The sequence below is a fragment of the Chryseobacterium sp. P1-3 genome (assembly GCF_000738495.1).
GTDB classification, from domain to species: Bacteria; Bacteroidota; Bacteroidia; order Flavobacteriales; family Weeksellaceae; genus Chryseobacterium; species Chryseobacterium gallinarum.
Genome location: NZ_JPEQ01000008.1, coordinates 189,837 through 209,025 on the forward strand (window position 1 = coordinate 189,837; position 19,189 = coordinate 209,025).

At 37.1% G+C, this 19,189-nt stretch carries 16 protein-coding genes and 1 pseudogene; 2 read left to right on the plus strand and 15 right to left on the minus strand.

The features are described 5' to 3' along the window. Positions 1 to 58: 58 nt before the first annotated feature. The 8 genes from HX13_RS13685 to HX13_RS13720 form a co-directional block, all read right to left on the minus strand. Positions 59 to 982: a PfkB family carbohydrate kinase gene (locus tag HX13_RS13685; RefSeq protein WP_050021567.1), complete on the minus strand. Its 924-nt coding sequence runs from the start codon at positions 980 to 982 to the stop codon at positions 59 to 61. Between the two features lie 27 nt (positions 983 to 1,009). Further along, positions 1,010 to 1,552, minus strand: coding sequence for a gliding motility lipoprotein GldD (gldD, locus tag HX13_RS13690; RefSeq protein ID WP_050021568.1), 543 nt, complete (start codon positions 1,550 to 1,552; stop codon positions 1,010 to 1,012). Positions 1,553 to 1,612: 60 nt separating this feature from the next. Next, the gene (gene mutY, locus HX13_RS13695) at positions 1,613 to 2,692 is read right to left on the minus strand and encodes an A/G-specific adenine glycosylase (RefSeq protein ID WP_128572415.1); all 1,080 of its coding nucleotides are present in this window, start codon (positions 2,690 to 2,692) and stop codon (positions 1,613 to 1,615) included. 100 nt (positions 2,693 to 2,792) lie between these two features. Further along, complete coding sequence (locus tag HX13_RS13700) at positions 2,793 to 3,227, minus strand: hypothetical protein (protein ID WP_128572416.1); 435 nt, start codon at positions 3,225 to 3,227, stop codon at positions 2,793 to 2,795. Between the two features lie 137 nt (positions 3,228 to 3,364). Beyond that, complete coding sequence (locus tag HX13_RS13705; RefSeq protein WP_050021570.1) at positions 3,365 to 4,519, minus strand: N-acetylmuramoyl-L-alanine amidase; 1,155 nt, start codon at positions 4,517 to 4,519, stop codon at positions 3,365 to 3,367. A gap of 115 nt (positions 4,520 to 4,634) precedes the next feature. Next, positions 4,635 to 5,048: a hypothetical protein gene (locus HX13_RS13710; RefSeq protein WP_238555336.1), complete on the minus strand. Its 414-nt coding sequence runs from the start codon at positions 5,046 to 5,048 to the stop codon at positions 4,635 to 4,637. A 128-nt stretch (positions 5,049 to 5,176) separates the two neighbouring features. After that, positions 5,177 to 6,538 carry a DUF5458 family protein gene (locus HX13_RS13715; protein ID WP_050021571.1) on the minus strand — a complete coding sequence of 454 codons (1,362 nt, stop codon included), beginning with the start codon at positions 6,536 to 6,538 and terminating at the stop codon, positions 5,177 to 5,179. 17 nt (positions 6,539 to 6,555) lie between these two features. Next, positions 6,556 to 7,005, minus strand: coding sequence for a type VI secretion system contractile sheath small subunit (locus HX13_RS13720; RefSeq protein WP_228377612.1), 450 nt, complete (start codon positions 7,003 to 7,005; stop codon positions 6,556 to 6,558). 350 nt (positions 7,006 to 7,355) lie between these two features. On the opposite strand from HX13_RS13720, the pseudogene HX13_RS13725 reads away from it, so the two are divergent. Then, positions 7,356 to 8,403 (plus strand): annotated as a pseudogene (locus HX13_RS13725) (hypothetical protein). Between the two features lie 63 nt (positions 8,404 to 8,466). Here HX13_RS13725 and HX13_RS13730 read toward each other — a convergent pair. The 5 genes from HX13_RS13730 to HX13_RS13745 all read right to left on the minus strand — a co-directional run bounded on the left by HX13_RS13730 (position 8,467) and on the right by HX13_RS13745 (position 17,866). Further along, on the minus strand, positions 8,467 to 10,398 hold the full coding sequence (locus tag HX13_RS13730; RefSeq protein ID WP_128572418.1) for a M13 family metallopeptidase: 1,932 nt from the start codon (positions 10,396 to 10,398) through the stop codon (positions 8,467 to 8,469). Positions 10,399 to 10,803: 405 nt separating this feature from the next. Continuing rightward, positions 10,804 to 12,861 (minus strand): M13 family metallopeptidase, encoded by a 2,058-nt coding sequence (locus HX13_RS13735; RefSeq protein ID WP_050021574.1) that lies wholly within the window; start codon positions 12,859 to 12,861, stop codon positions 10,804 to 10,806. Between the two features lie 257 nt (positions 12,862 to 13,118). Further along, a complete protein-coding gene (locus HX13_RS13740) occupies positions 13,119 to 15,362 on the minus strand; it encodes a glycosyltransferase (RefSeq protein ID WP_238555337.1) in 2,244 nt (747 codons plus the stop codon). 25 nt (positions 15,363 to 15,387) lie between these two features. Next, the gene (locus HX13_RS24370) at positions 15,388 to 16,524 is read right to left on the minus strand and encodes a glycosyl hydrolase family 18 protein (protein WP_238555338.1); all 1,137 of its coding nucleotides are present in this window, start codon (positions 16,522 to 16,524) and stop codon (positions 15,388 to 15,390) included. 91 nt (positions 16,525 to 16,615) lie between these two features. Next, positions 16,616 to 17,866: a CinA family nicotinamide mononucleotide deamidase-related protein gene (locus HX13_RS13745; RefSeq protein ID WP_050021575.1), complete on the minus strand. Its 1,251-nt coding sequence runs from the start codon at positions 17,864 to 17,866 to the stop codon at positions 16,616 to 16,618. Between the two features lie 102 nt (positions 17,867 to 17,968). On the opposite strand from HX13_RS13745, the gene HX13_RS13750 reads away from it, so the two are divergent. Then, positions 17,969 to 18,442: a hypothetical protein gene (locus HX13_RS13750; RefSeq protein WP_050021576.1), complete on the plus strand. Its 474-nt coding sequence runs from the start codon at positions 17,969 to 17,971 to the stop codon at positions 18,440 to 18,442. A 71-nt stretch (positions 18,443 to 18,513) separates the two neighbouring features. On the opposite strand, the gene HX13_RS26070 is transcribed toward HX13_RS13750, so the two are convergent. Further along, on the minus strand, positions 18,514 to 18,777 hold the full coding sequence (locus HX13_RS26070) for a lipocalin family protein (protein ID WP_316931315.1): 264 nt from the start codon (positions 18,775 to 18,777) through the stop codon (positions 18,514 to 18,516). Positions 18,778 to 18,815: 38 nt separating this feature from the next. Next, positions 18,816 to 18,959: a lipocalin family protein gene (locus tag HX13_RS26395; RefSeq protein WP_410493135.1), complete on the minus strand. Its 144-nt coding sequence runs from the start codon at positions 18,957 to 18,959 to the stop codon at positions 18,816 to 18,818. Between the last annotated feature and the right edge of the window lie 230 nt (positions 18,960 to 19,189).

The window sequence follows — 19,189 nt, forward strand, 5'->3', positions numbered from 1 at the left end:
GAATTCTTAACGAATTTCACTCAATTTTTTATTATAAATATTTCTTAAAAAGACTTATTTACTGCAGTTCAACATCAAATGTTGTCAATTCTTTGAATTGTCTCAATCTGCTGAACATATCTGATTCATTTACTTCCTGGATTCTTTCTGTTCCGAATTTTTCTACGGTAAATGAAGCCATTGCAGACCCTACGATCAAAGCAGATTTCATAGTATCGAAATCTATTTTCCCTTTTTTGGCAAGATAAGCGGCAAACCCACCGGCAAAGGTATCTCCTGCTCCTGTAGGATCAAAAACATCTTCTAACGGAAGTGCAGGGATCGCAAATACTTTGTTATCATGGAAAAGTAAAGCTCCGTGCTCTCCTTTTTTAATGATCACATACTCAGGACCCATTGTATGGATTTTTTTAGCTGCTTTTACTAAGGAATATTCTCCTGAAAGCTGTCTTGCTTCTTCATCATTAATGGTAATCACATCGGTTTTGGCAATCATATCCATCAATATATCCCATGCAGAATCCATCCAGAAATTCATTGTATCAAGGATAACCAGTTTAGGACGGTTATTCATTTTTTCAAGTACGGACAACTGAACACCCGGGTGTAGGTTTCCAAGTAATAAGATTTCAGCGTCCTGCATTGAATCCGGAATCTTAGGGTCAAAATTTTCCAGCACATTTACTTCTGTGGCTAATGTATCTCTGGTGTTCAGGTCATTATGGTATTTACCAGACCAGAAGAATGTTTTTCCTTCTTTTACGATTTCAATTCCTTCAATATTTACCTCTCTGTCTGTGAACATATCAAGATGTTCCTGTGGGAAATCTCCTCCTACTACAGAAACGATACCAGATTTAACGCCTAGAATAGATGAAGTAATTCCAATATAAGTGGCAGCTCCACCTAAAATTTTATCCGTCTTACCAAATGGCGTTTCGATTGCATCAAATGCAACACTTCCTACAACTAAAAGTTTCATATATTTTTCAATGTATATTAAAAGTAATTATTTTTTCCATTCAAAAGAATCCAGCAGGTGTTTCATATCGTTTTTGATATAGTTCACTGCAGGAGCTAAAGAATCCGGTTTAGGCCTGGAATTAAAGTATAAGTAAGCAGTTACAAAATGTTTTGTACTGTCTGTAATGTAAAACTGAAGGTTGGAAGCACTCTGTCCTTTAAGTTCATAGAAGTTTCCATACACTTTCTTTTCCGGATATTCAAAAGATTTAGTGTCTATAGCACTGGCTTTAATGGTGTGCTCATATACCATTTTCTCTGCTTCCTTAATATGTTCTGCAAAGTCATTCTGTATCGGATAATACGTAACGAAAACCTTGGCTTTCATTTCAGGATAATTCAGATAGAACCAGCAAGGTTTTTTGGCCGGGCTTATTGAAGCAAAATCTGAATATTCAAAAGTATAGGCACAATTGTTTTCAAACTTCTGGTATTTCGGAACCGGATATTCCAAACGCAGTTCACCGTAAGGTTTCGGAACCGGATCTTTTCCACATGAGATTAAAAGCAGTGATACAAAAATAAAAATGACTTTTTTTTATCATTTTGCAAAAGTACAAATTAGATTTCAGATTTAAGAAGACAAATTTCAGTCTTTCAGAGAGTTTTGAATGTAATTTTCCAAAGGCTTTGGAAATGATTTTTCATGAGAGGCTTCAAAGTTGGTAATCAGGTATTGATTTTCAGTGATAAAATCATTCCAGATCTTTTCCGAGGTAACTTCAACATTAAATATTTCAATGCTTAAGTTCTTATGGGTAAGCTTATGACTGATTATTTTTGAGCCGGTAATAAAAGTTTTCATTGTCTCAGGGAGGAAAGACGGGAATTCAAATAATTTTTTCCAGATAAAGTCATCTTTTCTCTGGCGGATCAGAAATTCTCCATTTCTGTGAACAAAATAATATGTTAAAGACAGGTCTTCTGCCTTTACTTTCTTCGTTTTTACCGGATAGTCTGAAATTTTCTGTAATGAAAAAGCCAGACAATCTTCATGGACCGGACATTCTCCACAAAGAGGGTTTTTGGGTTTACAGATTTCAGAGCCCAGATCCATCATCGCCTGGTTGAAATCCCCCACATTATCGGGCATCACTAAAGTTGCCAGTTCTGAAAAATAAGCAAAAGCCTTTGCGTTGGAAATATCAAAATCATCAGCAAACAGGCGACTTAGAACGCGGTAAAAGTTTCCGTCAACTGCAGGAATCTTTCCGCCAAAACAAATACTCGAAATCGCTGCAGCCGTATATTTGCCTACGCCTTTTAATTTTAAAATTTCTTCATATTCTGCAGGAAAAATTCCCTGATAATCATTCATAATCTGCCGGGCAGCTTTATGAATATTAATTGCCCTGGAATAATAGCCCAATCCTTTCCAATGTAACAAAACTTCATTTTCCTCAGCTTCAGCTAAGGTTTTTACATCCGGAAACCTTTTAATAAAGTTGTTGTAATGATTAAGGCCCTGGTTAATCCTTGTCTGCTGAAATACAATTTCACAGATCCAGATTTTATATGGGTCTTTAGTCTGTCTGAAAGGTAAATCCCTGGCATTATTCCTATACCATTCCAAAAGCCTGTTTCCTATATGAAGAAAACTTGTGACTGTTTTATTTTTTTCCAAAAAGCTTAGTCTGTTTAATTCATTGAAGAGTTTATTTCTCTTCATCCATGTACATTATTCAATGCTGCAAAGATAAGCTTATTCTTTTTCTTTTCAGCGTACAGATGTAAGAAGCTCATAAATGGTAAACAGAAAATATTTTTACTTAGGATACACTAAGTTTATGGTAATAATCAAAATATTCTTGCATAAAATTCTTATAATCATCCGAATCTAAATTATACAAATAATTAACTACATCATAATACAATGAACAAGACTGTTGAAAATCCAATGATCCATAATATTGATTTTTATCTTTAAGATATTTTGCATAAAACCTTTTCCCAATTTCCATATTATAAATAATCTCTTCGAAAGTAACTCCTTCATCACTTTGTATTGGAATCTCGTTTAGCCCGGCTTCAATCCTACACCATTTATCAATCTCTTTTACATTGTTAATTGTGCATGATTTATAAGTATTATCATGTATATAAGCATCAATTTCTTTTGTAAGATCACAAGGATTATGCTGAATATTCTTTTTTATAATATTCAAAATTATTTTTGAAACATTTATTAGTGAAATAGATACCAATATATACCTTTTCTCTGGTATATTTTTTAATTAATGAGTCATACGATAAAATATTATGTTTCTGTTCTGTATTTGCAGTTTGTGTATTTTTACTGCATTGTACGGAACAGTAAAGTATAATTGGTATAATAAATAGATTATACTTTTTTCTCCAAATAAGTAATGACTCCATCTTTTACAGCTTTTCCTATTTTATCTTTATTGCCCTTTATATTTTGTTGGTTTGCTGAACTATCTATTCCACCAAATTCCATTAATATTCCTGCTTCACCTTTAAAATTATTCAATACAGCAAGGGTACTGAATCTGGTATAACCTTTTACTTGTCTGATATTATTGTCAGGTACTGTCACTATAGGCCTCAACTTTTCCATTATTTCCTTTGCCAAATTTTTGCTTTGTGTTTCATTCCCTTTCCCTTGTTGATATACCGAAAAAACATTGTTATCTGTACCTGAATTTAAATGAACACTGATAAATATGTCTCCTTTTTTCTTATTAGCAAACTCATATCGCCAATTTAATGGACCTTTAGGATCAACATTTATATCAGCTTCTCTAGTCATATATACAGTAAAATGCTCTTTTTCTAATTCATTTTTAATAGCTTTGCTTATGATTAAAGCATAATCTTTTTCATATTCTTTACCACTACCGGCACCAGGATCATATACTGAGTTTTTTGAATTATTATCTCCATGACCAGGATCTATAACAATCACCGGAGTTTTCTTTTTCAATTCAAACCATTTTCCGTTTTCATCAAGCCAGTAATTGGTTTTGGAAGATTTCCGGGAATCGTTTTCATGATCTTTCGCATTTCGTCCGGTATAAGTAATATTTACTCCTGGATTATGTTTATCAACATCCACCAATAAACAGGTATATATTTTTTTATCTTTGGTCTTATTGATTTTATTTCCCCAGTTTTCAATGTCTTTTTTATCTGAAGAAGGCTGGAGTTTAACTTTGTAGATGGCCTTTCCCTGTTTATCCACAATTGCAGTAAGTAAGCCTTGTGTATCTTTATCATCCTGAAGTAAATCTACTACAGAAAAGTTTTTACCGTCCAGGATCCCATCACGGTCCAACAGATTCACTTCTATTTTTTTACCGGTTAAGCCTATTGTTTCAACAATAATATACACTGTATCGCCTACAGAAGCCGAATTGATCTGGACATATTTATTGTCTTCAAATTTAGCAACATAAGCATTCAGGACCATAGCATTGCCCATATTCATCGGCTTTCTTTTGATCTCAGACCACGTTTCAAAACTAACTCCTACCATATCTTTGTGTTTTTTAAGTCAGATCCAAAAGAATAATCTTCCGGATACTCATACTTTCACTTATAACGAGAAGCTTGTTTTTTTCATATATATTTTGAAATGAATCCGTTAAAAATTATTCTTTCTTCACAGAATATACGGGTGCTGCCCTCAGCCATTGGTACTTAAGGTTTTGCTTGTCTTTTACAATAAAGCGGTATCCTTCAAGCTTTTTCAGATAAACATACATAGAATCTCCCTTCTTCAGTTTCAATCTTTGGTTGGATAAAAACTGAAGCGGATATTCCACTACTGAATCCCTGACGGTCTTCAAAACTTTTCCGGAACTTATTTTATAAATAAAAAACGGTTTTCCCCGACCTTTTGAACTGTCTGCCAGTTTCACTCCGGAACTTGCTATCACCAGCTCACTACCATCAAAACACTCATCTTTATTCATGATATAAGCTTTTCCTGCCTGATGCTCATCAGCAAAAAGATCATTTTTATAATGACCGGGACTTTGATATTTCTTTTCACAGCTGGACAAAAACACCATTAATAATGCAGGGAGAACAATGGTCAGTTTTTTTTTTCATATTAATATTCATAAGTATTGGTAGAAAAAAACCGATGTAAAAATTGCATCGGTTTTTTTTATTTTAAATATGTTTTTTTTTATTCCTGTGCGTATTCTGCATCCCATTCGTTACCATCATCTCCTTTGTGTCCGTCTAATTTAATAACGAAGCTTTTTGTAGGGAAATAAGGCGTCATACGAATGTCAAGCCATACTCTGTCTTTGTTTACTCTATCCTGCTCAAAACGAACAATTTTAAACTTTTCAATAAGTTTATCCGGTCCTTTGATATTATCCAGGAAGGTTACGATCTGTCTTCTAAGGTCATCTTCATTTTTAGCATTCCAGTTTTCGAAGGCTCTTCTGTTCAGGAAGTCTAATAAAACTTTGGTTACGTAATCGAATACACGAACTACTGAATACGTCTGAAGACCAATATTGTCTCCTGTAAATAATGTTTTCGCAGAGAAAGCCATAATTTTTCCGTATTCATTTACCATTGGAACAAGACCCATTTTTTCTAACTGCGAAATTTCACTTTTCTTCAATTCGAATTTTACAGCGTCTACTTCGTTGATGTTACCATGTTTTTTACCGGCCGCTACCTGAGACATTAATGTCTTATGGATTTTACCGGCTAATGAGGTGGAAGGTGGAAGTTCTACATTTTCCTCTTCGCCTACTTCTTCAGCTTTTCCACGTCCTACCAGCCAGTTACATGTCATAATCACATTACTTCTGTGAAGCTCGCCTCCTGTAAGGTTTGCTGAGTGGAATAAGTCTACTACGTCATCCGGTTTATCAAGGTTAGCAAAGTCTGTAACCATCATTACTTTATTCTCGTTACAGATTTTGGCCCATTTCTCAATCACTTTATTGGATCCTAAATATCCTGGTATGGCAAGGATTGAATAGTTATCCCTAAGGTCCAGACGGTCATAGTAATTTTTGAATTCTTCAGCGATGGCATCAATGAACAAAGGGTTATCCAGATCCGAAACCTGCTCAAGGCTTGCATTCACAATGCTTACGTTATCCACTTTGTCCAGTTCTGTATTTTTATAGAATTGGGCTACTGTTCTATAGTTGGTTTCCAGCAAACGTACAGCATCCAGTGTATTCTTCAGGTTTTTCTTTAGATTCTGATCTGCCTGTTGAGCTTTGCTTTTACATGTTTCTGCCATTTTATCTGCAGATTCATTCCCTTCCAAAAGACTTACCCAAAGGTTGATTTTTTGAAGAAGTTCTTTTCTTTCGTCTGCTTTATTGCTATCGTTAAGGAAGATTTCTTTTCTTGCCTTTCTTGTAGGGTTCATATTGGCGATTCCGTCTACAACGGATTCAACAAAGCCAAAGCCTCCCATTTTATTGAGTTCCGCAAGCGGGTTACCTTTCGGTTGCCCTGAATGTTGCTGCTGTCCCTGCTGCTGACTTTCTTGCGCCTGTAATTTACTATCCATGATTTAATGTAAAGTCTTTAATTATTTTCAAGTTCTTGTGCCACTTCTTTCAATACTTCTATGAACGCCGCTCTTGTCTGATCGTTCTCCAGCATATTGCGTAGAATTTTATTTGTTTTCAGCTGACGTACAATTTTGTTGTACTGCTCCTGCTCCATACTCAGTTGCTGCAGATAATCTGATTTCTGAGTAAGGCTTTTGGGAGTAAAGTCTCCAAGATTTTGAAAACGGAATTCCTCTTCCACCACACTTCCGTCTTCTGTTTCATGCTGTACCGACACTGAAGGCTGAAAATGTTTGAAAACGTCTTCCACTGTTTTTAATCCTGTTACAATTTCAGGGGTATAAGATTCTTCTGTTGTAAGCTGGCTTACTATCAGTGATTTATTTTCCTGTATTTCCTGAATAGCTTCATTAGCGTCTACTTTTACCTCGTTTCCGCCAACTCCATAATTAAACATTGCCATATTATTATTATTTTGAGATTTCTTATTCTGGTTTGGATCTGTTTCTGAGTAATTTACCGATGGGTCAAATAAATTACCAATCCAACGTTTAAATTTAAAAAAAAACTGTAACATACAAAATTTTGTCAAGATTTTTCTTGATTTATTTAAATTTATCTACAATTATTCAACATAAAACCAAAGCCTTATGATGTCACTAAGCTATGAAAAATAAAATAATTTAAGAAAAAATAAAATAAAACTTTCGTTTGATTTATTCTATATAAAAAAGTATCACATGAATGTTAAAATAAGAATTCCTCAAACCTTACAAAAAATATTCTTTATATTTAAAGAAAGTGAATTGTGTGATGAAAGATGTAAAAATAGCGTTTAGAAAACCCATATTTCCAATTTCGGAGGAATTACAGCAATATCTGGAAAAATATAACAGAACGACCAAGATCCAATTTTTGTACGAAGACCTTCTCAGATTTAGTGACAGCGTGAATATTCTCGATAAAGACGGCAAAGATACTTTGTGGCTTGGCGTGATGTACCCTGAACATGAGTTTAAAGAAATAGAGGCTAGTTTAAATAAGATTTATACGCTCCTACATTCTGACGGAGATACCGCTACTCTACCCTATCTGAAAGTGGATACAATTGACTTTTGTACTTTTGGAAATTCTAAGCCATTTCGGGTTCGGGTGAGAAATATCCTGAATGATAACTATACCAATTTTTTATATTAAACAGGCGGATGCTTCCCGCATCTACGGACTGGAACTTGAGGACCTGCTTTCTCCCAACAGGATTAACTTCCTGATTTATAAAAACACCTTAATAGAAGAGCATATTTTAGGAATCCCCGGAGATATTTTTATTCAGAAACATATGCTCAACTGTACGGAACTGGAAAAAGCACAGATTTCCAAGGAGTTTGTGAAATTCAATGAGCGCTGTCTTATAGGGCTCCTTGGTGACATGCGATCTTATAATTATGTTGTTATTCCTATACATGACTTCGACCAGGTTATTTACAGAATCCGTCCTATTGATTTTGATCAGCAAACGTATGAAGGGAATCTGAAGGTCTATCTTCCCCAATATTTCAAGGAAAACAACCCAATGGTCAATATGGTACTTGAAAAACTGAAGCCCAGTTCTATAGAGCAATACCGTAAGGAAGTACGTTCTCAAATCGTAAAAAGAGTGACCAGCAGCAAAAACCGATTCGATGAACTCATTTCTATTATGAAAAAAGACAATATCGCACCGGAAGCGAATGTCGTAGAACTTAAGACGGCTTTACAGAAATTCACCTACGATATCAATTTCAAGTATTGTAAAACGATGGGAGACATTATAGAAACCGGAATAAAGTTTGTCCTCCGGAATTATAAAAAAGAATATTAAAAAAGAATCCATCTCAACTTAACGCGAGACGGATTCTTTCTTTTCTAACAATTTTTGGTAAGGCTACCAAATTTTTATTCTGTCCTGAGGAGCTTTATACATTTTATCTCCCGGTTTGATGTCAAATGCTTTGATAAATGCATCCTGATTCACCAACGGGCCGAATGCCCTGAATACTCCCGGGGAGTGCGGGTCTGTTTTTACCTGATTGGTCATATACTGATCGGTGGCTTTTGTTCTCCAGACGGTTGCCCAGCTCATAAAGAATCTCTGGTCCTGGGTAAATCCGCTGATTTTCCCCGGGTTGCCTTTATCTTTCAGGTACATCTGAAGGGCGTCATAAGCTACAGCTACACCTCCTAAATCTCCGATGTTTTCTCCGCTTGTAAACTTGCCATTTACAAAGCTTCCTTTTACAGGCTCATAAGCACTATATTGTGCCGCTAACTGCCCTACTTTTGCATCAAAGTTTTTACGATCGGCATCCGTCCACCAGTTATTCAGGTTTCCGTCTCCATCGAAACGGGAGCCACTGTCATCAAAACCATGGGAAATTTCATGGCCGATTACCGCTCCAATCCCCCCAAAATTCACAGCAGCATCTGCTTTAGGATTATAAAAAGGAGGCTGAAGGATTGCAGCCGGGAATACAATTTCATTATTTGATCCGCTATAGTATGCATTTACCGTTTGTGGTGTCATTCCCCATTCTGTTTTATCAACCGGCTTTCCTACCTTATCCAGGCTTCTCTGATATTGCCAGGCTGATACATTCTGAAGATTGGAATATAAGGTAGCCCCTTGTTTTGGTGACTCCACCTGTAGTTTGGAATAATCTTTCCATTTATCCGGATAAGCAATTTTCACTGTAAACTTAGACAGTTTCTCCTGTGCTTTTACTTTCGTTTCAGGAGACATCCAATCTATATTGGCAATATGTGTTTTGAATGATTTTAATAAATAGTCAATATAGGTTTCCATCTGCTGTTTGGCTTCAGGAGTAAAATATTTCTCTACATATAATTTTCCGAAGGCCTCTCCCAAAACACCGTTTACAAGGGAAAGCCCTCTTTTGTTCATAGGACGCTGCTCTTTCTGTCCCTGCAGGTATTTTGAATAGAAATCAAACCTGATCTGTTCCAATCCATCATCAAGATTACTCGCATTTCCATTAATAACATGATATTTTAAATAATCTTTTAATAAAGGAAGGTTTTTCTGGGTAAGGAACTGATCCATATTCTGATAATACTTCAATTCTCCGATAATTACCCTGTCCGTATTTACTCCTGCGTCTTTCAGGTATTGGGCAAGATTAATATTTTTGACCAATCCAGACAGTTCTGAAACATTTTTAGGGTTATATCTCAGATTAGCATCCCTGTTCTGCTCAAGGGTCAGCAGATAGTTAGCCAGTTGTTTTTCAAAATCCACTACATTTTGGGCCGCCTGTGTTGAGTTTTTATATCCTAAAACACCAAATAGTTTTCCAACATATGACTGGTATTCTGCCAACGTTTTCGTATTGGCTTCATTGACTTTCTGATAGTAGTCTCTTCCCAAACCAAGATCAGGGCCTCCAAGATATACTGCATTCATTTTAGAGTTTTTCATATCTGCCCCTACTCTCCAGCCATAAAAAGAGTTGTCTCCTAATTTTGTAGCTTCCAAAAGGTATTTCTGAAGATCATTAAGGTTTTTAATAGCATCAATCTTTGCCAAATCTCCTTTGATGGGTGCTAAGCCCTCTGCATTTCTCTTATTGGTATCCATAAAAGAAGCATACAGGTTTTGAATTTTCTGACCTTCAGATCCTGCAGGATAAGATTCCGTTAAAATTTTATTTAATATATCCAGAGAAGCATCATCTACATTTTCTCTCAATGCATTGAAAGATCCCCAGCTTGCCTTGTCGGAAGGAATCTGGGTAGTTTTCACCCAATTTCCGTTTACATAGCTAAAAAAGTCATCCTGCGGACGGACATTGGTATCCATGTAGGACAGGTTGATCCCCTCGTCTTTTATTTCTTCTTTCACCGGCTTTTCAACAGCTGCTGCAGCTTCTGCTTTTACATCTGCGCCTGCAGTTTTTGCCGTACCACACGAATTCAGAAATACAATACCCGAAAGGCAAGTATCCCAATATTTAGCTTTTTCATTAAAGATAATTTTTGATTTAACACAAACGTATCAAATATACAAACTTTAATGATAAGTGATGAAGGATAATTGGAAAATGATGGAAAGTATTCAGTAATGGTGTTCCGGAATACGGAAGACAGGGACAGGTTCAGGACAATATTTTTCCTGTAACCGATAAAATAATATTGGATTTTCAGGTTTTTGGGTAGACCATCCCCGAAAACAAAAAACCGCCCATTGCTGAGCGGTTTATATATTTTACCAGATTTTGATTCTGTCTTCCGGAGCTTTGTAAAGTTTATCTCCTTTTTTCACATCAAATGCTTTATAGAAAGCATCAACATTGATTAACGGTCCAAAGCTTCTGAAATATCCAGGAGAATGTGGGTCTGTTTTCACCTGGTTAATCATATATTTTTCACTGGATAACGTTCTCCAAACGGTTGCCCAGCTTAAGAAGAATCTCTGATCCTGGGTAAATCCGCTAATCTTACCCGGGTTTCCTTTATCTTTCAGGTACATCTGAAGGGCATCGTAAGCAATATTCACTCCACCTAAATCGGCGATGTTTTCACCGTTTGTGAATGTTCCGTTTACGAAAGTTCCTTTTACCGGCTCATATTTGTCGTATTGAGAGGCTAAAGCTTTTGTTGCTTTCTCAAAATTCGCCTTATCCTCCGGAGTCCACCAGTCTACCAGGTTACCATCAGCATCAAACTGAGCTCCTGAATCATCAAATCCATGGCTCATTTCGTGACCGATAACAGCTCCGATACCACCGAAGTTTACGGCTGCATCAGCCTTAGGATTGAAAAATGGAGGCTGAAGAATGGCTGCAGGGAATACAATCTCGTTATTTACCGGATTGTAATAAGCATTTACCGTTTGTGGAGTCATTCCCCATTCTGTTTTATCAACCGGTTTTCCGATTTTAGCCAGGTCTTTATTATACTGCCACTCTGAAACATTCTGAAGATTCTGGTATAGTGTGCCTCCTTTTGCTTCAGAAATAATGTTCAGCTTAGAATAGTCTTTCCATTTATCCGGATAGGCTACTTTTACAGTGAATTTATTCAATTTCTGCATCGCCTTTTCCTTCGTTGTAGCAGACATCCAGGCTAAGTTATTGATATGAACGGCAAAACTTTTCTTCAGGTAATCAATCAGTTCCACCATTTGAGCTTTAGCTTCTGCCGGGAAATATTTCTCTACATATAATTTTCCGAAAGCTTCACCCAGGTTTCTGTTGATCAATTCAAAGCCTCTCTTATTCAGGGCTCTTTGTTCCTGCTGGCCTCTTAAGTATTTTCCATAAAAAGCAAATTTCATGTCTCCCAGTTTCTCACTCAGGTAAGAAGCACTTCCGTTGATCATATGGAATTTAAGATAATCCTTAATTACAGGAAGGTTCTGAGCACTTACTAATTTATCAAAGTTTTTATAATAGCCAAGTTCTCCAATGATTACCCTATCTGTATTCACACCCACTTTTTTAAGGTATCCCGGAATATCAACTCCTTTTACCAGCGTTGACAATTCTGCCATTGTCTGAGGATTGTACTGAAGGGTGTTGTCACGGCTCTGCTCGTTTGTCAGATAAGTTTGTGCAATGCTTTTTTCGTAATTAACGATACCTTTTGCTGCTTCATCAGCATTTTTGTATCCCAGTTCTTTTAACATGGAAGCTACATATTTCTGATATTCTGCAATTGCTTCCGTATTTTTTTCGTTTACTTTCTGGTAATAATCTCTTCCTAATCCTAAAGAGGCATTTCCTAAATAAACAGCGTTCATTTTAGAATCTTTAAGGTCTGCATCAATTCCCCATCCGTAAAAAACATTTTCTCCTTCCTTCGTTACAGAAGCCAGGTAGTTTTGAAGATCAGCAAGGTTTTTGATGGCGTCAATTTTATTCAGATTTTCCTGGATAGGCTTAATTCCGTCAGCATTTCTTTTCTCCACATTCATGAAGGTTGCATATAAATCCTGGATCTTCTTGCCTTCGCTTCCGTCAGCGAATTTATCTTTCAAAAGGGAGTTCAGGATCGTCATTGAATTGTTATCCGTATCCTCCGCCAGTTTATTAAAGCTTCCCCAGGTCGGCTTATCAGATGGAATTTTGGCTGTTTTCATCCAGGTTCCACTCACATAATTATAAAAGTCATCCTGTGGACGTACTGAAGTATCCATCAAGCTAAGGTCTAAGCCTTTATCTGTGTTGTTCACTGCTACTTTAGCAGCTTTAGCCTGTGCACTCATGGTATTCTGAGAGCAGATCCCTGCTATTAAAAACAAAGAAAGCGTTATTTTTTTCATTATGATAACAATTTATACAATATGTATGATTTATTTACTATTTGTTACTTTTATGAAAACAAATTTAAACAAATAACGTCAGAGTATCATAAAATTTAAGCGGGTCCGAAGCCGGAGAATGAGGCTGGAAGTAACTTTTAGCTGACCATTACCAAGAGTAAAGGTAAAAAAGGTTGTGGCAGTCATTTTTATGACATTCATGACTTCCACCTTCCATCTCCCATCACCCATCTTTTAATTTTCTCAACTAACTCTGATTACATATTAGAAGCTGCTATCTCTTTTACATTACCTGTCCTTTTCAGGAATCCCCAGGACTGCATTTCGCCTTTCAATGCTTTTCTTAAACTTTTAAACAATACAATATACATCAGCCATCTGTACCCGAATCTCTGTGGAACAACATATATCAGATTAACCCATTTCTCCCGCTGCATAATAAATGCAACCAGTGCCAAAGAAGCATCTACCAGAAGAAAAATCAGATAATAGGTAAATATTTTACTTCCATTTCCGGATAAGATTCCAAAAAACATGATAAGATCTGCCAATGGAGAAAAAAACGGAATAATGTATTGAAATAATAAGATATTAGGCATTGCCCAAAGGCCCAATCCTTTATGTTTCGGACTCAGGAAAGTCTGTTTTTGCTTCCAGAACATCTGCATAATTCCATAGGTCCACCGGAAGCGCTGTTTTAAGAACTGTTTTACAGTTTCCGGAGCTTCTGTTACTGCTACGGCCCGGTTTTCATTGGCAACAGTATATCCTACTTTTAAGATTTTCACAGTAATATCACAATCTTCAGCCAGTGTATCTGAAGAATATCCGCCCGCTTCCATAATCACTGATCTTCTGAATGCACCGATAGCACCCGGAATTACTGTTATGGCATTGATATGAGCGTAAGCCAGCCTGTCAAAATTCTGACTGGTCGTATACTCTATAGCCTGCCATTTTGTAAGCCAGTTTACTGTGTTTCCTACTTTTACATTTCCTGCTACCGCTGCAATTTTTTCTTCAGGGCGGGCATTTAAAAATCGGGCAATCAGATATTTTACGGCATCCTGCTGCAATTTGGTATCAGCGTCTATACACACCACATATTCTGCATCAGTTTGGGAAATTCCAAAATTTAAAGCCGTTGCTTTTCCACCATTGGTTTTGGTAAAAATCTCCAGCTTAGGATGATTGGGAAATGCTTCTTTGGCTTTATCATATGTGGTGTCAGTACTTCCGTCATCTACCATGATGATATTAAAATTCGGGTAAGTCTGTTTTAACAGGTTGTTCAGGGATGATACAATATTGACTTCTTCGTTATAGGCAGGAACAATGATGGAAACTTTCGGGTATGATTTCAGAACGGGAAAACCTTCATGTTTCCTTTCATTCTTTTTTTCCTTAAAAGCCCAGTAGGCCATCAACAATAATCTTATCAACCCCAATATAATAAAGATGGTAAACAGCGCAACGAGAAAACGGCTAACCCCATAAATAATGGTCGCCAAAACCAGATTAAGCTGCATCACATAGTAGGATCTTGTTTTAGGTACTTCCGGCATCAGTTCATTTTTTGTCTTATGCAGGATACTGGTAAGATTGGTAAAGTGATATCCTTGTTTCTGAAGCATTGGAATTAAAGTTTTCAGGGCTTTCACGGTTTCCTCCCTTGTTTCTCCTCCTGCATCATGAAGCAGGATAATATTTCCTCTCTGCTGTTTAATTCCGGCCATTACCCGTTTTACAATTTCATCAGATGTAATTCCGGGCTGCCAGTCTTCCGGGTCAATATTTTCTCCGATATCCAGATAATTTTGCTTTCTTGCCAGTGCTACCGGAATAATCTCTTCGGAAGTGGTGGGTTCTGAGTCGGCATTATAAGGAGCCCGGAAAAGAATGGTGCTGTGTCCTGTTACACATTCTATCAGGAGTCTGGTCAGTTTTAATTCCAGCAAAGCTCTTTCCGGGCTTACTTTAGCTACATTCTCATGGGTAAAGGTATGATTTCCTATTTCATGACCTTCACGATAGATTCTTTTAACTAACGGAAGGTTTTTCTCAGCATTTAACCCTACTAAAAAGAAGGCTGCCGGAACATGATATTTAGACAGTACATCCAGAATCTGCGGGGTATAGATTTCATCCGGTCCGTCATCAAATGTCAGTACCAGCTCTTTTTGAGGAGCTCCTCCATATTTTTTCACTTCATAGGAGCTGGGATAGGTAATATAATTTTCATCTGTAATGATCTTTTCTTTAGAATCAATTTCCAGTGCTATTTTTCCGTCATGAGGAGTATTCAGTACATCCAGCACTTCACCGTCACCGATGTAATCCACCATGGTTTGTCCTTTGACATTTTCCAATGTTTGGAGATTGAGTTTTGAAAGTCCGGTAAACGTAAGGGCTTTGTCATAAAAATTCCAGATCCTGCTGTCTTCACTTCCCAATCTCCACAAGGCTGTTCCCGCCAGCGGGTATTCTGATGAAAATCGCATCGTATTGAAAATAGAAGCAGCATCGTTAAAAAAATACGGTATGGGTATTATTTTTAGAATCCGTGTACGAATAATTCAGATTAAAGGTATTATCATCAAAATTGATTATTGCCTTACTGGCGCTTGCTTTTGTAATAGCCTGCATATAAGTCACGGAAGCATTGTCATCTTTATTGGAGCTCCAATCGTATCCATACGCCCCCAATCCCAGGATAATTTTCTGTGGTGAGGTTTGCTTTACAATTTTCCCGGTTTGCTCTTCTATCCATTTTTGGGAAGAAACCGGACCGGCATCACTTCCTGCCGAATATTCATCATAGGCCATCAGAACAAAGTAATCTACATAAGGATCCAGTTTTCGGATATTATAGTCATCATTATCCGTCATGATATCCATAGTCACCAGCATATTGTTCTGTCTGAATGTTTCTGAAAGCTCTTTCATAAAGGCAATCAGGTTTTCGTCAGAATCCAGATTCATATCCTCAAAGTCAATATTAATACCTTTGAAATGATATTTTTGGCACTGCCGGGTAATTTTCTGAATAAGATTCATTCTCTTCTGCGGATCTGTAAGTACTTTTCTTAATCCTTCGGAACGGAATTCCCTATCAAAATTATTACTCAAAATAGGCATGGTTGCCACTCCTGTTCTCCGGATCACTTTATATCCTTCCGGATCAACATTCGTTTTCAGATTTCCTGTTTTGGGATCCAAAAAGAACCATTCGGGAAAAACAAGATTAACATGTCTGACATTCCGTTTTAACGACATTAAAGATTGGGGATCCCACGCTACGTAGAAGGCAGAACGGATCCCTCCCGGAAATTGTGCCCAGTTTCTGTTTTGATTTTTAAATCTTTCGACCCTTGCCTTTTCAATCTTGGCCAGGCTGGTATGCATCGTTTTTTCAGAAATAAAGCTTCTGAATCCTTTATATTCTCTCGAAATTTTATTTTCCTGAAGATAAGGTTTATTGGCAGTAATTATAGCTTTGTAATCTTCTTTAAAAGGAATTTCAGGACTTTTGTCCAGAGCCATCATCAGCCCTAAAGCGAGAAGAAGCAGTAATCCGGTAAAAATAAAGATACGGCTTCCCCATTGTACGCTCTTCCAGCGTTTTTTGCTGTTGGTCTGAAAGATCTGTTTGGAATTTTCCACTTTTATGAACTTTTTGATGAATTATTTTCAAAAAGCGTGAAAAACCCTATAAAAATTAATTAAAAAAAAATTAAAAATATCCTTCTTGATATCACCCGCTGATCAAAAGCCCTACGAGATCCTGAATCACTTTCTGGGAAACAAAATCCATAAAATCAACTCTCTCCAGGTGGGGAAGATACAATTTGGAAGTTACTTCTTTTTCATTGACCCTTATCGTATAGAAAACCGTTCCTACTTCTTTACCGTCCTCACCTTTTCCGGGGCCTGCCACTCCCGTAGTGGATAAAGAAATGTGGGAATCAAATAGTTCCTGACAGCCTTTCGCCATTTCCTGTGCTACCTGTTCGCTCACGACAGTAAACTGATCTACCGTTTCCTGGGAAACATTTAAAATTTTCACCTTTTTCTCCGTAGCATAAGCTACTACCCCTCCCAGAAAATGTTTTGAACTTCCCGGGACCGAAGTTATCATTTTGGCCAGTTCACCACCGGTACAGCTTTCTGCCGTAGCAATTGTCATTTGTTTTTCGGTAAGCATTTCTGCCAGAATCTGTTCTATCTTATCTTCTGAAGTTGCAATAACATGGCCTTTTACCAAAGGCAATAGCTTCTGGATTTCGTCTTCTGTCTGCTGTTTCAAAATTGTTTCATTATCTCCGGAAGCTGTAAGTCTCAGCTTCACACGGGTTCCGACCGGAAGATAGGATAATGCCAGGTTCCCGGGAAGAGCAAGTTCCCAGTCTTCAATGATATCTGCGAGAATACTTTCAGGAATTCCTACAACAGAAACAATCCGTGTATGAATATAATGAAGGCTGAACCTCCCTTGCAAATAAGGAATAATCTGATCTTTGATTAAAGGTTTTACTTCATAGGGAACTCCCGGAAGGCTAAAAGACAGCTTTCCGTTCTGCTCCATCATCATGCAGGGTGCTGTCCCGTAATGGTTTTGAAAGACCACGGACTTTGCTGGAACAAATGCCTGTTCCCTGTTTCTCTCCAGAATATCAGCGCGTCCCCTTCTTTCCATATAACCTTTCAAATGATTAAAAGTGACCTCATCCAAAGCAATTTCGTCATCGAAAAACTCTGCCAGCGCTTTTTTCGTTTTGTCATCTCTTGTAGGCCCCAGTCCTCCGGTTGTAATGACCAGGTCTCCTGTTTCAAAAGCAATCTTTAACGTATTTTTAATGGTTTCGATTTCATCTGAAATTGTGAAAATCTGAATAACTTTTATTCCTATATTTTTGAGCTCGGCAGCAATAAAATTAGAGTTGGTATCTATCGTATTTCCGGAAAGGATTTCATCACCGATGGTGATCAGAACAGCTTTTTCCATATTCTATCTTCGAAAAAAATCTTTTTACAAATGACGGAAAATTCTTGGTGACGGGCAATATAAATTGATTTTTTCTATTTTTGACGAAAATTGTTTATAAGTATGTCTAAATATGATGATGCCTCATGGCATTACGGGGGTGATTTCCCGGAAGGACTTCCTGAGAAAAACGGTGCCACCCATACAGGAATGTTCCTGAACTGGTGTATTCATAATGATCTGATTTCTGATCAGCTGAAAGAAGATAGTGCGGAGGAAATTGAAAAATTAAAACGAAGGGAAATTACCGGGGCAGAATTCGTGATGGATTCTTGTGACGGAAAGTTTTCCGAGTATGACCTGAATGATCTGGGGAACAGTTTTGCAAAAGATTATTATGCTGATGACACAGATTTTGGGAATAGATTCAGTTCATTTGCAGACGACTATGTCAATCTTTTTGATACCAAAGCGGAAGAAAATGATTATGAATATGAAACGTTTTATCATATCGAAGACACTTACGAAAATTATGATCTGATGAAGCAGGTTATTGATTATCGGTTTGAGGAGTGGAAGGAATATGTTGGAAGCTAAAGCAAATATCAAAAAGGTTAATGGATAAAGCTTGCAACACACTGATTAACCTTTTTGAGATTTCTATCTGTTTACTGATTATGCTTCACCCAGATGAGTTCATCCGTGTTATATCCTATTTTCCTTGCTTTTTCCAGAAACCTTTGTCTGATACTTTCGGGAAGGACTGTTGTACGGGAGAGAATCCAGAGATATTTTAAACTGCTTCCCACTACCAGCGCATACTGATATTCGTCATCGATATCTATCACATTATATCCTGCCCAAAAGGGTTTGAAAAACGAGACTTTTAAACGGGCTTCCGTAGGGTCTTTTACAAATTTTGCTTCTCCTATGGAAGTATTCCAGACTTTTTTTTACATAGTCATAGCCTTTATTTTTTACCTGGACCTGTTCCATTGGAATTTTCAGAATATTCGGCTGTGACATTATCCATATTCTTCTCAAAACGGTAATCAAAGCGGGCAATTTCGTACCATTTTCCAAGGTATTTTTTGATATCAAAGTTCTTTAACAGCTACCGCTCCTCTGGGAATTCCTACAGAATATGAACTAAAGATGACGAGCCCCAGCGCCCCCAGTGAGACGGGAACTATAATTTTATGAAAAGTTTTCATAACAGAAATATTTGTATGGTTATCCTGAAACGTCAAAAATAATGCCTTTAACCTGTTAAGAAACAATAAATTCAAGAGAATACTTTCAAAAAGTTATCTTTAAAAACTGCCGGAAACTTCAATCTCCGTA

What these genes read in the sequence shown, in the direction of transcription:
- HX13_RS13740 (WP_238555337.1), bottom strand. Translation starts at nt 15,362, where the DNA reads ATGCGATTTTCATCAGAATACCCGCTGGCGGGAACAGCCTTGTGGAGA.
- HX13_RS13720 (WP_228377612.1), bottom strand. Translation starts at nt 7,005, where the DNA reads ATGGCAATGTTTAATTATGGAGTTGGCGGAAACGAGGTAAAAGTAGAC.
- HX13_RS13715 (WP_050021571.1), bottom strand. Translation starts at nt 6,538, where the DNA reads ATGGATAGTAAATTACAGGCGCAAGAAAGTCAGCAGCAGGGACAGCAG.
- HX13_RS13730 (WP_128572418.1), bottom strand. Translation starts at nt 10,398, where the DNA reads ATGGATACCAATGTCCGTCCGCAGGATGACTTTTTTAGCTATGTAAAC.
- HX13_RS13685 (WP_050021567.1), bottom strand. Translation starts at nt 982, where the DNA reads ATGAAACTTTTAGTTGTAGGAAGTGTTGCATTTGATGCAATCGAAACG.
- HX13_RS13745 (WP_050021575.1), bottom strand. Translation starts at nt 17,866, where the DNA reads ATGGAAAAAGCTGTTCTGATCACCATCGGTGATGAAATCCTTTCCGGA.
- HX13_RS13750 (WP_050021576.1), top strand. Translation starts at nt 17,969, where the DNA reads ATGTCTAAATATGATGATGCCTCATGGCATTACGGGGGTGATTTCCCG.
- HX13_RS13705 (WP_050021570.1), bottom strand. Translation starts at nt 4,519, where the DNA reads ATGGTAGGAGTTAGTTTTGAAACGTGGTCTGAGATCAAAAGAAAGCCG.
- mutY (WP_128572415.1), bottom strand. Translation starts at nt 2,692, where the DNA reads ATGAAGAGAAATAAACTCTTCAATGAATTAAACAGACTAAGCTTTTTG.
- HX13_RS13735 (WP_050021574.1), bottom strand. Translation starts at nt 12,861, where the DNA reads ATGAAAAAAATAACGCTTTCTTTGTTTTTAATAGCAGGGATCTGCTCT.